The organism is Flagellimonas sp. 2504JD1-5, assembly GCF_053618295.1.
In genome coordinates this window covers 45,864-59,561 of the sequence record NZ_JBSIOU010000001.1, presented here as the reverse complement: position 1 = coordinate 59,561, position 13,698 = coordinate 45,864, and the positions used below count along the sequence as shown (strand labels likewise).

Sequence of the window (13,698 nt, the reverse complement as noted above, 5' to 3'; positions counted from 1 at the left end):
ATTCTTGGCATCGTACGCATGTTACCATCCACCGGAGGCTCCACCACCTCCGAAGCCGCCCCCTCCGAAGCCGCCCCCAAATCCGCCAGAGCCAAAACCACCACCTCCAAATCCTCCACCAGAGGAGCGGGAGCTACGACCCATATTGCTGAGGATAATCATATCCCAGATATCCATTCCAGAATTTCGGCCTCCACGGCCCCCTCTGTTGTTACGGTTGTTTTTTCGGCCTCGTGCAAGAATTATCAAGATTACAATAAAGATGATAAAAGGCAACAAAGACTTTAAAGAGAACCCAGGGTCGTTTCCAAAAGTTCGGTCCTCGTTAAATTCGCCTGTCAAAACCTGGAAAATAGCATCGGAGCCTTTGTCCAGACCACCATAATAATCCCCTTTTTTGAATTCAGGGATGATGACGGTTTCAATAATGCGTTTCGACATGAAATCAGTCAAAGCACCTTCAACACCATAACCCGTATTAATAGTAATTCTGCGGTCATCCCTGGCCAAAAGCACAAGTACCCCATTATCCTTGTTGGATTGGCCAATTCCCCATTGCTGGCCCCATTGCGCACCTAGATAATTTATGTTTTCCCCCTCGGTTGAGGCAATTATAGCGATTACAATTTGGGTTGAGGTACTGTCCGAATATCTAATAAGTTTTTGCTCCAAAGCTTTACTTTGGGAGGTGGGCAACAGATTCACATAATCATAAACACTGGTCTGCTTTTGTGGTTTTTCCGGAATGACAAACTGCCCCCAGGAAAGGGAAACACATAAAAAAGCGAGCAGCAAATTAACCTTTGGATATGGCATCGCTAAGCTCGTTGGTGTCCATATGATCCCATGGGAAATGGGCTTTTAGTTCTTTACCGGCCATTGAGACGCCTTCTACAATTCCTTGTTTAAAGTTTCCTTGCTTAAAATGGGAAGAGATGACATCTTTGGTAGTGTCCCAAAAACCTTTGGGAACGGCCCGGTCAATCCCAGAATCCCCATAAATGACAAACTTTTTATCATCTACCGCTACGTATAGCAAGACGCCATTTTCATCCTTGGTGTTATCCATTTTTAGAAAGTGAAATATCTGCTGCGCCCTGCTAAAATGGTCCATTTTTGCAGATGCTTCAATATGCACCCTAATCTCTCCCGAAGTACTCTTTTCAGCTTCTAGAATCGCATTGACGATCTCCTGCTCCTCATTGGCAGTTAAAAATTCCTCTACTTGTGACATGTTTAATTAAAATCGAAATTTACATCTGGAGCGTTTTCGGCACCTGGATTGGAACTGAATAGTGCCAATGGGTCAAAATTTGCAATACTGGCAATAATATTCGTTGGGATTTTCTCTATTTTTATATTGTACTCCCCAGCGAGATTGTTGAACCTATTTCGTTCTACATTGATTCTATTTTCAGTGCCCTCCAATTGCGATTGCAATTCCAAAAAGTTTTGATTGGCTTTAAGCTCAGGATACCGTTCTACAGTAACCAATAATCTAGAAAGTGCAGAAGAAAGTCCCGTTTGTGCCTGTTGGAACTCCGCCAACTGTTGAGGTGTTATATTGTTGGCATCAATGGTGGTTGAAGTAGCCTTGGCTCGTGCTTCAATAACCTCTTTTAAGGTGTTTCTTTCAAAATCGGCTGCTCCCTGTACCGTTTTTACCAAATTTCCAATTAGGTCACTTCGTCGTTGGTACGAACTTTCTACATTGGCCCATTGTTTGGTGGCCTGCCCTTTCATGTCAACAAGAGTGTTGTTGGTTCTAACGTACCAGCCCCCAAGTATAAATACCAGGGCACCTATGATAACTAGCGGAATTAGCCATTTTTTCATTTTATATGGTTTTAGTGTTTGTTATAATTATAGTTGTTCTTTGATCTTTAAAAGTTCGGCCTTTACTTTTTGTAGTTTCTGAATGACCTCAAAATTGGAAAGCACTTTTTGTTTTTCCTCCTTTAAATGGGTTTTGGCGCCTTCTAACGTAAAGCCACGTTCTTTGACCAAGTGATAAATGAGTTGGAGGTTTTGGATATCCTTGGGCGTGAACTTTCTGTTGCCTTTGGCATTCTTCTTAGGTTGCAGTACATCGAATTCCTTTTCCCAGAAACGAATCAAAGAAGTGTTCACTCCAAAAGCCTTGGCCACTTCGCCAATGCCATAATATCGTTTTTCAGGAAGGTCTACGTGCATTAATCCAAGGATTGATTCTCTTGATTGGCGAATTTGAGCATATTTTCAAACTCTTCCGCCGTCAAACTTCCATAATAGAAGTTAATGGGGTTGATGCGTTCTTCATCTTTGAACACCTCATAATGTAAATGAGGAGCCTCAGATCGTCCTGTATTACCTACAAAACCTATCAAATCCCCTCGTTTTACCTTTTGACCTTTGGTCACATTGTATTTGCTCAAATGCGCGTACAAAGACATATAGCCATACCCATGATCAATTCGAATGTGTTTGCCATAACCAGACGATCGGTTGTCGGCTCGTTTTACGGTGCCGTCTCCGGTCGCATAAATAGGAACGCCACGCGGCGCTGTAAAATCCATTCCCCAATGCATTTTTCGTGCCTTGGTAAAAGGATCAGAACGCCATCCGTAACCTGATGCCATCCGAGTCAAATCTTCATTTCGAACAGGCTGAATTGCAGGAATGGAAGCCAATAGTTTTTCTTTTTCCTCAGCCAGTTTGGCTATTTCATCCAGTGATTTGGACTGAATCACCATTTGTTTCTGAATAATATCCAATCGTTGGGTGGCGTTGGTAATAATTTCAGAATTGTTGAAACCTTCGAGTGACTTATATCGATTTACACCTCCAAAACCAGCTTTACGTTGTTCTTCGGGAATCGGATTTGCCTCAAAATATAATCGATAGATATTGTTGTCGCGATCTTCAATATTGGCCAAAACTTGTTCCATTTGCTCCATTTTTTTGGTCAATATCTCAAACTGGAGCTCATAATTACGGACTTCCCGATCTAGGGAAAGCTCTTTCGGTGTATTGAGCAAATTGGTGTTCAGAAGCACAATTAGGCCTAAAAGTCCAAATAATGCGGCACCTACTATAAAAAAGAAAAGATTCCTATACTTTTTGGATTTTTTGGGCTCTATCTTCCGATAGGAAAGCGTATCTGGATCGTAATAGTACTTAACTTTAGACATGAAGGGATTTTATCCTATTTTTGCGCATTCTTTTTTAAGAAAACAAACAAATATAAAAATTGTTTTTCTTAAAGTGTTAAATTTAATAAAACCCTAGCAAATTCAATGACATCCCAAGAAGTCAGAACCCAGTTTTTAAATTTTTTCAAAGGGAAGGAGCATAAAATTGTTCCATCTGCCCCTATGGTGATGAAAGATGACCCCACTTTGATGTTCACCAACGCGGGAATGAACCAGTTTAAAGAATTTTTCTTGGGAAATTCGGTTCCGAGCTCAAAACGGGTTTCTGATACCCAAAAATGCCTCCGTGTTAGCGGAAAACATAATGATTTGGATGAGGTGGGCAAGGATACCTACCATCACACCATGTTTGAAATGTTGGGCAACTGGAGTTTTGGAGATTATTTTAAAAAGGAAGCCATTCAATGGGCATGGGAGCTGTTGACCAAAGTCTATAAAATAGATAAGGACAGTCTATATGTTTCTGTTTTTGAAGGAAGTGATGATGCGGATAATCTGGAAATGGATAAAGAGGCTTTTGAACTTTGGAAAGCTATAGTTCCAGAAGACAGAATCATAATGGGCAACAAAAAGGACAATTTCTGGGAAATGGGTGATCAAGGTCCATGCGGCCCCTGTTCAGAAATACATGTTGATATCCGGTCAAAAGAAGAGAAAGCTAAAGTTCCAGGTGCTTCGTTGGTGAACCAAGATCATCCACAAGTGGTGGAAATATGGAATCTGGTCTTTATGCAATACAATAGAAAGGCCAGTGGTGAGTTGGAAAGCCTTCCTGAGAAGCATGTGGATACCGGAATGGGATTTGAACGCCTCTGTATGGTGTTGCAAGGCGTGCAATCCAATTATGACACTGATGTTTTTACCCCACTTATTCGGGAAATAGAGATTATCACCGGCCATAAATACGGAAAGGATGAACAGACCGATATCGCTATTCGGGTGGTTGCAGACCATATTAGAGCAGTTTCATTTTCGATTGCTGATGGACAATTACCGAGCAATAATGGAGCTGGATATGTGATTCGAAGGATATTAAGACGTGCGATTCGCTATGGATTTACCTTTTTGGGCACCAACAAGCCGTTTATCTACCGATTGGTAAAAGTGTTGGGAGAAACCATGGGCAAGGCATTTCCAGAGCTTCGCGAGCAGTACCAGTTGATAGAGAATGTGGTTAAGGAAGAAGAAAGTTCTTTTTTGAGCACTTTGGAGCAGGGATTGGTGCTATTGGATTCAGTAATAAAATCTTCAAAAAGCAAAACCATCGATGGCCAAAAAGCATTTGAGTTGTATGATACCTTTGGTTTTCCAATTGACCTGACTTCATTGATTTTGGAGGAAAAAGGATATGAACTCGATGTAGAAGGTTTTGAAAAAGCACTGAAAGTTCAAAAGGATAGATCTAGGGCGGCTTCAGAAGTTTCCAAAGACGATTGGACAGTACTTCTGGAAGATTCGGAGCAAGAGTTTATCGGATATGACAGTCTTGAGGCTGATGTGAAGTTGGTAAAATATCGAAAGGTCAGCAGTAAAAAGGAAGGAGATCAATATCAAATGGTCTTCAATCTAACCCCTTTCTATCCGGAAGGTGGGGGTCAAGTAGGAGATAAGGGCTATCTCGAGGTTCCTAATGGTGATGTCATCTATATTTTGGATACCAAAAGAGAGAATAATGAAATTGTTCATTTTTCAAGCAATCTTCCAAAGAATGTTTCCGATACTTTTAGAGCAGTTGTAGATAAAAAGCAAAGATGGCGTACTGCGAGTAATCATACTGCAACACATTTGTTACATCAGGCTTTAAGGGAGGTCTTGGGTTCCCATGTAGAACAGAAAGGTTCTGCGGTTCACTCCAAACACCTTCGTTTTGATTTTTCCCACTTTTCAAAATTGACGGTGGAAGAACTTCGCGACGTGGAGAACTTCGTAAATGCTCGGATTGAAGGGCAGCTTCCTTTTGAAGAAAACCGAAATATTCCCATTAAAGAAGCTATGGAACAAGGTGCCATGGCGCTTTTTGGCGAAAAATATGGAGACACGGTACGTACCGTTCGCTTTGGGCAATCCATTGAATTGTGTGGAGGCACCCACGTGAAAAACACAGCGGATATTTGGCACTTTAAAATCGTCTCCGAAGGAGCCGTTGCCGCTGGAATCCGAAGGATTGAAGCAATTACATCTGATGCCGTAAAGGAATTCTACTTTAAGAATAACCGGATGTTGTTTGAGATTAAAGATTTATTGAACAAGGCCCAAGACCCTGTGAAAGCTGTAGAAGTTTTGCAAGACGAAAACACTGCTTTAAAAAAACAGGTGGAGCAACTATTAAAGGACAAGGCCAAAGGTCTTAAAAACGAATTAATTGCCGAACTGGAAGAGGTCAATGGGATTCAATTCTTGGCTAAAAAGGTCGATTTGGATGCCGCCGGCATAAAGGATTTGGCCTTTGAAATAGGTGGACAGGTTTCGAATCTGTTTCTGTTATTAGGCGCAGAAAAAGATGGAAAAGCGATACTTTCCTGTTACATTTCCAAGGAAATAGCGTCCAACAAGGGATTAAATGCCGGCAATATTGTCCGTGAGCTTGGCAAATACATACAAGGAGGCGGGGGAGGACAGCCGTTCTTCGCCACCGCCGGTGGAAAAAACCCCGCTGGGATACCTGACGCATTAAAAAATGCGAAGGAGTTTGTTGCCGCTGTAAACTAAGATATGCGATTCTTCAAGTTTAAAAACTTCAATTGGAAATACATTGTAGGTGAGATTGTGTTGCTTTTTGTTGGCATAAATCTGGCCATTTGGTTTAACGATTGGAATACTTCCAAAGCGGTTCAGCAAGATAAAGAGGTGGCCCTGGTAAAAATAAAAGGGGAAATTGAAGCCAATTTGGAAGAACTAGTAAAAAATAGGGTGCTCAATCAAAAGATTCCAGCTTTTTTTGCTGAAATGGATAGTTTAAACGGGGATGATGGAAAATTGATTTTGAACCCTTTCACAATGCACAATTTTAGGCAAAGGTATCCCCGGTATTTTTCAAGTGTTGATTCTGTTTGGGTAGGCAATGGATTGTACAAATATGAGGTCGATGCTTTTGTAAATTTAGAAATCACAGATTTGAGCAGTATTGCATGGGAAATTGCAAAATCAACGGGAATCTTCCATGAATTCGGATATGACTGCCTCTACGATCTTCAAGGCTTATATTATACCCAGGATTTGGTTAAAACGGAATTGAGCAAGGCCACGGATGCCCTTCGGGCTGGGTCCATGCGCACGCTAGTGAAGGAATTGGCAATTTTAAAGCAATTGGAAGGACAGTTGGAGGACCAGTATAGGGATATGATCAAGAATATTGAAAATTGTAAGTAGTTTTCCTATATGAAACTTCAAACCATTGTTCCCATTGAAAAAGCAAATAATCCTATTGACTATCAGTCAAAAGTATTGCTGTTGGGCTCCTGTTTTGTGGGAAATATTGGAACGAAACTTGGCTATTTCAAATTTCAAACAACGCAAAACCCATTTGGGATTCTTTTTCACCCGTTTGCCATTGAAAATTTTATTGAAAGGGCCGTAACGAATCAACGCTATCAAAAAGAAGAAGTTTTTGAACACAACGGAATTTGGCATTGTTTTGATGCACATTCCGATGTAAGTGCTCTTTCGGAACATGAACTGCTTGACAATTTGAATAATGGATTGGAAGAAACTGCAAAAACATTAAAGGAAGCCACTCATGTGGTTTTGACCTTGGGTACGGCTTGGACCTATAAACATAATTCAACCCAAAAAACTGTTGCGAACTGCCATAAAGTGCCCCAAAAAGAGTTTTCCAAAGAGCTGTTGTCCATTGAAATGATATTTTCCAGTCTTAAAAGAATTGTGGAATTGATTCAATCGACAAACAAAAATGTCCAAATCATTTTTACCATTTCCCCTGTGCGCCATTTAAAGGATGGATTCGTGGAAAACCAACGGAGCAAGGCCCACTTGATTGCTGCAATTCATGCTATGCTGTCACCTCGAGCGCAGTCGAGAGGTCTTTCATACTTCCCTTCCTATGAAATTATGATCGATGAACTTCGAGATTACCGTTTTTATGGAAAAGATATGGTGCATCCCAACGAGCTGGCGGTGGATTACATCTGGGAAAAATTCAAATCTGCTTGGATTTCTCAAGAAACTTACCCAATTATGGATAAGGTGGAAGCAATTCAAAAGGGAATACAGCACAAACCATTTAATCCGGATTCTGAGGCACATCAAAAATTTAAAAAGTCGCTAGGGGAGAAAATTACGTATCTTCAAGAAAGATATCCTTTCATGAAATTCTGACCCATGAAGAAAGTCCTTGTTGGTGCAATCATAGCTCTTGCCTCCGTATTGATTTACAAATCCTGTACAGATTATCGTGAGGAATCTACCATGCTTAAAGAGAGTTCCCTGTTGATTCAGCAGGAATTAAAAAATGTGTCCAAGCTTATTGTGACCGAAGGTCATTTTGTGGAGGTATATAATTATGCGGATTCTAAGGAGTTGTTTGGGTCTTTAATGACGGCCGATAAAAAAGCGTTGGTGGTCGTAAATGCCGAAGCGACGATTGCTTATGATCTAAGCAAAATTGAATATGAGCTGGACGAGGCCAACAAAACCATCAGAATTTCCTCAATTCCTGAACCGGAGGTCAAAATCAATCCAGATTTTGAGTATTACGATGTAACGGCTGATTATTTCAATCCATTCAATGCTGAGGATTACAATGAAATCAAGAAAAATGTATCAGTATCTCTTATGGAAAAAGTAGAAACATCCTCTTTAAGATCCAATGCAGAGAATAGGCTAATAAGCGAACTTTCCCGAATCTATGTGTTGTCCAATTCGATGGGGTGGACTTTGGAATACAACCAAAAGAAGGTCTCTGAGCTATCCTCTTTTTTAGATTGAACTTTTGTAACATTGTTCTTTTTTCTCAGTCTTACAAAAAACCAAAAAAGAATGATTAGGTGTACTATTTTAATTTTTGCGCTTATCCTTGGGGTGGTTTCTTGTTCTCGGAACCAAGCCAATGATATTCAATATCAAATTACATCCCTTCCAGAGGATTCCATCCCTCGGTTGCAAGTAGTGATGTCTTTTTTGCCTTCTCAAGATGGGGTTACGGTTTTGGAATACCCAAATGCTGCATGGGGCCAAGAAAACCTTCATAATGCTATAAAACATATGGAAATTAGAGATGTAAAAGGTGAAATAGAGGTAAATAAAGATAGCGGTTGGATTACTCTGAAACACCCAAAAAATTTAAGCGAATTACAATTTGAATATGTGTTGCAACAAGATTTTCCAAACCCCATTACCTCCCAAAAAATATATCGACCCATAATTCAACCCGAATACTTTCATCTTTTTTCCCATAACCTGTTTATGATGCCTCTGACTATTGGGGATACCTTGAATGTACATTTGGATTGGAAAGGATTGTCGGCTAACGACGTTGTTCATAATAGTTTTGGAAACAATGAAAAGAAACAAACATTGGAGGCTATTCCAAGGATAGAGTTCTTGGAATCAATTTTTGTTGGAGGGGACTTTACCATTGAGGAAATTACCATCAAAGGAAACAGGGTGTATTTGGCCACCCGGGGAAATTGGATCCCTTTTTCAGTTGACGAAGTGAAGGACCTTCTCCAAGAGACGCTAGAATATCAACGTAACTTTTGGAACGACCATAGCCAAGAATATTTTACGGTGACCATGCAGCCGTTTCCCTTAGAAAATGGCAGTAGTTTTCAAGGCACAGGACTTACCAACTCATTCGCCACCTCAGTTTCGAACAATGATTTGACCCAATTGAATCAGATAGTTTATTTATTCAATCATGAGTTGATGCATAATTGGATAGGCCACGCGATACATAACGACAATGAAGAAGAACAATATTGGTTTAGTGAAGGGTTTACGGAATATTATACGTTTAAGAATATTGCCAAAAATGGAATCAATGATATGAGCACAAGCTATTTCATTCAAGAAATTAACCGTACAATTCGAAACTTACATGCTTCACCGGTTTTCATGGCCCCGAATGCGGAGATTAATTATGATAATTTCTGGGCCAATCCAGATTATTCCAAGTTGCCTTATTATCGTGGTGCCGTTTTTGCTTTTGTCCTTGATCAGCAGATTAGATCCAGGACAAATAACACCAAGAATTTGGATGATGTTATGAGCCAGATTCTCCATGATGCCAAAAACAATGGACAAAAAGTAACCCACAATTATTTTGTGAATGTGGTCAAGGAATATCTAGGGGCAGAATTCGAAGATTACTTTAATCAGCATATTGAGCATGGAGTGCCTATGCCTCTAGTTGAGCTTTTTTCCAGTTTGAATTTGGATTTCACCCGAGAAAGTGAAATTTACGAATTGGGCTTTCAACTTTCCGAAGATAAAAAAGAAGTGCTTTCGGTGATGGAAGATAGCAATGCCTATAAAAATGGACTGAGACCGGGAGACAAGATCATGTCCCGAAGTATTTGGCATGGAAATATTGATAAAAAAGTTGAGCTGGGCATTTTAAAAGAAGGGGAACAGCAAAAATTGGCTTTTTACCCTGTTAAAATGGCTCCGGTACCCCAAATAATTGAAAGTCCGGAAAATTTAATCAAATTGGGATTCTAACTGACCAAAGTACCCTCCACCAGGGCGATTCCATCATCAATTAAATGCCCAACTTTAGGATTGTTTTGCTTAATCGTTTCCAGATGTGCCTTGATTTCCTTCTGAAAACCTGAATCGTTGCCTTTTTTTGCCAGTTCAAAAAGTTCAACAGACAATAACCAATCTTCTGGATAGTTTTCCTGCAATTCCTTGAAAACCTTATTTCTTGAGGTAGTGGTGTTTCTACCTTCCCTAAAATCCCTTATTTGCTGATAGTACAATTCCAATTGTTCTCTCGAAGCGTTTTTCTCCTGTTTTATGGTAGTTTCCGAAGGAACATGCGTAATCAGGTTAAAGCTGTTCAAATCTGCAGGTCCATTAAAGGCTGAAACCACTTCTTGACCCACGGCCATATGGTAAAGGCCCCATTCTGGCAAAAACAAAATGGTGCCATCATGGGTTACTTTACAATCCTGGAACGTAATCAAAACAATTTTCCCTTGTAGATTACGAGTGCCGGTGATAATGGTTCCTTCAACTTTTACGCCACCTTCAAACTCCAAAGCAATCTGTTCGCCTTCATAGATTTTATAGGCCTTTAAATCCCTTGGGCCCATATCCTCAATGGCTAAGTTGATGCCTTTTAATTTTCCAATAGGAGAGCCAAAACCTTCTGAATGGTGGTCAGTACCATGGCCGACCAATTCTTTTTCTCTGTATGCAAGGGCCGTTGGTCCAACAGTCCTTACATAAATCGGTTTGCCCTCATGTTCGATAACCGAATTGAATTGTCCGGATATTTGCAGGCCTGTACTTAGTTCTATGGTGCCCAAAGCCCTAGAATTGAGCAATTTTTTGACTCCAGAGAGCCCACCAGTGCGAAGGGCCATGGTGTTGGCAAAATCTTCCAATACTTGACTTAGAAATGCAAAATCGGGAGTTACAAATAGTTGGGGTTGAGGTTTGGTTATATCAAATGCCTTATGCGCTGCTTCAATGGTGTAGGGCAGTTTTACTACTTCGTCCTGCATGCACCATTTGCTTTCCCCGATAGATGAAAGCAGCCCGGCTCCGTAGATTTTTGGATTTTCAACCGTCCCTATCAAACCGTATTCAACCGTCCACCAATGCAAATTTCGAATTAAGGCCATTTCACTGGGGTCGCCCATATTTTCTTGTAAGTGCTCAATCTGTTTTTCGGCTTCATCAATTTCTTTTTGAGGCGTTCCAGCGGCCTCCTTGATAATTGAAAGATGCCTTACCGCTTCATAAAGTTCGTAGTCTTTGGCACTAGAAATCGCTTTACTGCCAATTTCCCCAAACCTTCTAAGATACTCAGCGTACTCAGGATTGGCAATAATGGGAGCATGCCCTGCACCCTCATGTATAATATCTGGAGCCGGAGTATACTCGATGTTTTCCAGTTGTCGTATGTCCGAAGCTATCACCAAAACATTATATGCTTGAAACTCCATAAATGCGGCAGGAGGAATAAAACCATCTACGGCCACGGCAGCCCATCCGATTTCCTTTAAAATCCGATTCATGCCATACATATTTGGGATATGGTCTATGGAAATTCCGGTTTGTTCCAATCCTTCAACATAAGATTGGTGAGCCACCTTACTTAGGTAATCCACATTTTTCCGCATCACATAGCGCCACACCGCCTGATTAATGGCGGAATAGTCCTCGTAGTTCTGAGGTTTGATAAACTGCTTTAAATGTTTGGGCAGCTTATCTAAAATGGGATTGCTTTCGTATGCAGCGTCTTGCATGGCAAATAATTTAAAAACTTCCTATAAAGATACTGCTGACAGAATAAATAGCATGTTAAATTAGATTTTAAAGGAATAAAGACTTTTTATGAATAGCATTATAGGAATTAATATTAGTTTTGTATTATAGGAAGAAGCAAAACAGGAAAAAGTATGCAAGCTCAATTAGATGCCATTGATCGTGAGATTTTAAAAATCTTGGAAAAAGATGCCAAAACAGTTGCCAAAAACATAGCTGAGCAACTTGGGTTGACCAAAACACCAGTATATGAGCGTATAAGAAGATTGGAAAATGAGGGCTTTATCAAAAATTATTCGGCCATTATCAACAAAGAAATGGTTGAGAGTAGCATTACCGTATTTAGTTTTGTTTCCCTTGAAGCCCAAAAAGGACACTTGATGGATGATTTTTTGAATCAAATGAAACAATTTACAGAAGTTACTGCCTGTTTTGTTGTGGGAGGGGAATTCGACTTTCTGCTAAAAGTAATTGTAAAAAATCTAGATACCTATTATGAGTTTGCGAAGACCAAAATCGCAATCTTACCCAATATCGGAGCGGTTAAAAGTGCATTTGTTTTAAACGAGGTGAAGAACGAAAATACTTTTCCGTTGCTATAATGTGCATAAAAAAAGAACGAAGAACCCAATTCACTTTTCCAACTTCGATGAACACCTTCAACGCAGCTACTTTGGATTCTTCGCCCTATTTATGATATTGTCATTCCCACGAAAGTGGGAATCCAAATGTTGATCTTTATACCAAGAAAATTCCCTAGTTCGAGGCAACCGCAGTTGTTGTTGGAGGATATTCTTCAAGGATATGAGACACAAACTCGCGAATACGCTCCTCTTTCTTTTCCATATTTTTGGTGTTGTTCAAAGTGCCTACACCACGACCTTGCCATACCAATTCCTTCTTTTTGGCATCTATTACATCAATGTATAGTGAACCCTCTGTTCGGGTACTTACGTTGGGCTGATTGTTCCAGCCCCAGCCCCAACCTGGGCCCCAGACCCAAGGATTATAGAATCCTCCGAAGCCCCAACCAAAGTTGTTGTTATAGACATCAACACGTTCACGCTCTTTGGTAAATATGCTGACCAGAACGTCTGGTTGCTGTGATTTTACAAACCCCCTGGAGCTCATTTCATTTTCTATGGCACGAAGAATACGTTTCTTGTCCAAATCAGAAATTTGAGCTTTGTCTATACCCGTCTTATAAAAGGCATAGGACTTATAAGTTTGAAAATCAGCTTTTTTATCATAATCGGAAACCACCCTTACAGAACTGCAGGAGGCCAAAAAAACAACTGCCATGGCAGCGAAGGAAAACAGTTTTAAATTTCTCATAGTAATCTTTTTTGAGTTCAATGAAATCACTAAAAATTAATCACAAATATTATGCCGAAGATAGCGTTAGCGCCTTGAGTTGGTTTTTTTATCATAACCATAGGGACAATGCCGACAACCACTCTCACAACAATACCCTCTTTTTAGGTGATATTGCTTGGTAAATACTTTATAACCTTCCTCTGAGAGGTAAAAATCACCCTCTTCCAAGGGAATATATTCTTTCATATAAATTGAAACCAATATAAAATTACAGTATTCCGATGAAAAGTACCCAAAAGACAATTGTTAAGTAATTCACCGAAATTGTTAACCGTATTATCGGATCATTCCAATTTTCTACTACCTTGGAGGTTATCTTTGTAGGAAACCTATTATAGTTTAGCGTGATATTAGTTTTTAAACATTTCTTTTATCGAAATTATGTAGGCCTTTCCCTTTGGCCATTTATCTTTTTAAAGGAGGATAATCTTAAAAAAGATGAAGTGCTCATAAACCATGAACGCATACACCTAAAACAACAACGCGAGTTATTGATTCTCCCATTTTATCTGTTGTACATTACAGAATGGTTGTTGAGATCAGTACTTTATTTAGATAGCTATAGAGCCTATCAAAACATTAGTTTTGAACGTGAAGCCTATGCCAATGAGGAGGATAAGCAGTATCTTGCGCGTAGAAAGTCTTTTGGTTTTTTGGACTATTTGACGCGTTAATT

Annotated in this window: 15 protein-coding genes; 7 read left to right on the top strand and 8 right to left on the bottom strand. The window is 39.9% G+C overall.

All coding sequences use genetic code 11. The features are described 5' to 3' along the window. Positions 1-21 precede the first annotated feature (21 nt). The 5 genes from ACULLG_RS00280 to ACULLG_RS00260 are packed head-to-tail and all read right to left on the bottom strand — an operon-like array spanning position 22 to position 3,170. On the bottom strand, positions 22-816 hold the full coding sequence (locus tag ACULLG_RS00280; RefSeq protein WP_452124762.1) for a TPM domain-containing protein: 795 nt from the start codon (positions 814-816) through the stop codon (positions 22-24). Further along, positions 797-1,234, bottom strand: coding sequence for a TPM domain-containing protein (locus ACULLG_RS00275; protein WP_452124761.1), 438 nt, complete (start codon positions 1,232-1,234; stop codon positions 797-799). The genes ACULLG_RS00280 and ACULLG_RS00275 overlap by 20 nt, the downstream gene beginning before the upstream one ends. Positions 1,235-1,236: 2 nt before the next feature. Beyond that, a complete protein-coding gene (locus tag ACULLG_RS00270) occupies positions 1,237-1,836 on the bottom strand; it encodes a LemA family protein (protein ID WP_452124760.1) in 600 nt (199 codons plus the stop codon). 27 nt (positions 1,837-1,863) lie between these two features. Continuing rightward, on the bottom strand, positions 1,864-2,193 hold the full coding sequence (locus ACULLG_RS00265) for a MerR family transcriptional regulator (RefSeq protein WP_452124759.1): 330 nt from the start codon (positions 2,191-2,193) through the stop codon (positions 1,864-1,866). After that, positions 2,193-3,170, bottom strand: a complete 978-nt coding sequence (locus tag ACULLG_RS00260) for a M23 family metallopeptidase (RefSeq protein WP_299487729.1) — start codon at positions 3,168-3,170, stop codon at positions 2,193-2,195. The genes ACULLG_RS00265 and ACULLG_RS00260 overlap by 1 nt, the downstream gene beginning before the upstream one ends. A gap of 105 nt (positions 3,171-3,275) precedes the next feature. Here ACULLG_RS00260 and alaS point away from each other — a divergent pair, with 105 nt between their 5' ends. Genes alaS through ACULLG_RS00235 form a run of 5 tightly spaced genes read left to right on the top strand, consistent with a single transcriptional unit; the run spans position 3,276 to position 9,869 of the window. After that, on the top strand, positions 3,276-5,900 hold the full coding sequence (gene alaS, locus ACULLG_RS00255) for an alanine--tRNA ligase (protein ID WP_452124758.1): 2,625 nt from the start codon (positions 3,276-3,278) through the stop codon (positions 5,898-5,900). 3 nt (positions 5,901-5,903) lie between these two features. After that, entirely contained in the window at positions 5,904-6,560 is a 657-nt protein-coding gene (locus tag ACULLG_RS00250; RefSeq protein WP_452124757.1) for a hypothetical protein, read from the top strand. A 9-nt stretch (positions 6,561-6,569) separates the two neighbouring features. Then, complete coding sequence (locus ACULLG_RS00245; RefSeq protein ID WP_452124756.1) at positions 6,570-7,526, top strand: GSCFA domain-containing protein; 957 nt, start codon at positions 6,570-6,572, stop codon at positions 7,524-7,526. 3 nt (positions 7,527-7,529) lie between these two features. Continuing rightward, a complete protein-coding gene (locus ACULLG_RS00240) occupies positions 7,530-8,135 on the top strand; it encodes a DUF4230 domain-containing protein (protein ID WP_452124755.1) in 606 nt (201 codons plus the stop codon). 51 nt (positions 8,136-8,186) lie between these two features. Continuing rightward, positions 8,187-9,869 (top strand): M1 family aminopeptidase, encoded by a 1,683-nt coding sequence (locus ACULLG_RS00235; protein ID WP_452124754.1) that lies wholly within the window; start codon positions 8,187-8,189, stop codon positions 9,867-9,869. Here the strand turns inward: ACULLG_RS00235 and ACULLG_RS00230 are convergent. Continuing rightward, complete coding sequence (locus ACULLG_RS00230; protein WP_452124753.1) at positions 9,866-11,626, bottom strand: aromatic amino acid hydroxylase; 1,761 nt, start codon at positions 11,624-11,626, stop codon at positions 9,866-9,868. The two genes, ACULLG_RS00235 and ACULLG_RS00230, sit on opposite strands and share 4 nt — an antisense overlap. A 153-nt stretch (positions 11,627-11,779) precedes the next feature. Here ACULLG_RS00230 and ACULLG_RS00225 point away from each other — a divergent pair, with 153 nt between their 5' ends. After that, entirely contained in the window at positions 11,780-12,247 is a 468-nt protein-coding gene (locus ACULLG_RS00225; protein WP_452124752.1) for an Lrp/AsnC family transcriptional regulator, read from the top strand. Positions 12,248-12,401: 154 nt separating this feature from the next. Here ACULLG_RS00225 and ACULLG_RS00220 read toward each other — a convergent pair whose 3' ends face one another. Next, positions 12,402-12,980 carry a DUF4136 domain-containing protein gene (locus ACULLG_RS00220; RefSeq protein ID WP_452124751.1) on the bottom strand — a complete coding sequence of 193 codons (579 nt, stop codon included), beginning with the start codon at positions 12,978-12,980 and terminating at the stop codon, positions 12,402-12,404. A 66-nt stretch (positions 12,981-13,046) separates the two neighbouring features. Continuing rightward, on the bottom strand, positions 13,047-13,208 hold the full coding sequence (locus tag ACULLG_RS00215; protein ID WP_420604102.1) for a DUF5522 domain-containing protein: 162 nt from the start codon (positions 13,206-13,208) through the stop codon (positions 13,047-13,049). Between the two features lie 158 nt (positions 13,209-13,366). On the opposite strand from ACULLG_RS00215, the gene ACULLG_RS00210 reads away from it, so the two are divergent. After that, positions 13,367-13,696, top strand: coding sequence for a hypothetical protein (locus ACULLG_RS00210; RefSeq protein WP_452124750.1), 330 nt, complete (start codon positions 13,367-13,369; stop codon positions 13,694-13,696). The last annotated feature ends 2 nt before the right edge of the window (positions 13,697-13,698 follow it).

What these genes read in the sequence shown, in the direction of transcription:
- ACULLG_RS00280 (WP_452124762.1), bottom strand. Translation starts at nt 816, where the DNA reads ATGCCATATCCAAAGGTTAATTTGCTGCTCGCTTTTTTATGTGTTTCC.
- ACULLG_RS00275 (WP_452124761.1), bottom strand. Translation starts at nt 1,234, where the DNA reads ATGTCACAAGTAGAGGAATTTTTAACTGCCAATGAGGAGCAGGAGATC.
- ACULLG_RS00270 (WP_452124760.1), bottom strand. Translation starts at nt 1,836, where the DNA reads ATGAAAAAATGGCTAATTCCGCTAGTTATCATAGGTGCCCTGGTATTT.
- ACULLG_RS00265 (WP_452124759.1), bottom strand. Translation starts at nt 2,193, where the DNA reads ATGCACGTAGACCTTCCTGAAAAACGATATTATGGCATTGGCGAAGTG.
- ACULLG_RS00260 (WP_299487729.1), bottom strand. Translation starts at nt 3,170, where the DNA reads ATGTCTAAAGTTAAGTACTATTACGATCCAGATACGCTTTCCTATCGG.
- alaS (WP_452124758.1), top strand. Translation starts at nt 3,276, where the DNA reads ATGACATCCCAAGAAGTCAGAACCCAGTTTTTAAATTTTTTCAAAGGG.
- ACULLG_RS00250 (WP_452124757.1), top strand. Translation starts at nt 5,904, where the DNA reads ATGCGATTCTTCAAGTTTAAAAACTTCAATTGGAAATACATTGTAGGT.
- ACULLG_RS00245 (WP_452124756.1), top strand. Translation starts at nt 6,570, where the DNA reads ATGAAACTTCAAACCATTGTTCCCATTGAAAAAGCAAATAATCCTATT.
- ACULLG_RS00240 (WP_452124755.1), top strand. Translation starts at nt 7,530, where the DNA reads ATGAAGAAAGTCCTTGTTGGTGCAATCATAGCTCTTGCCTCCGTATTG.
- ACULLG_RS00235 (WP_452124754.1), top strand. Translation starts at nt 8,187, where the DNA reads ATGATTAGGTGTACTATTTTAATTTTTGCGCTTATCCTTGGGGTGGTT.
- ACULLG_RS00230 (WP_452124753.1), bottom strand. Translation starts at nt 11,626, where the DNA reads ATGCAAGACGCTGCATACGAAAGCAATCCCATTTTAGATAAGCTGCCC.
- ACULLG_RS00225 (WP_452124752.1), top strand. Translation starts at nt 11,780, where the DNA reads ATGCAAGCTCAATTAGATGCCATTGATCGTGAGATTTTAAAAATCTTG.
- ACULLG_RS00220 (WP_452124751.1), bottom strand. Translation starts at nt 12,980, where the DNA reads ATGAGAAATTTAAAACTGTTTTCCTTCGCTGCCATGGCAGTTGTTTTT.
- ACULLG_RS00215 (WP_420604102.1), bottom strand. Translation starts at nt 13,208, where the DNA reads ATGAAAGAATATATTCCCTTGGAAGAGGGTGATTTTTACCTCTCAGAG.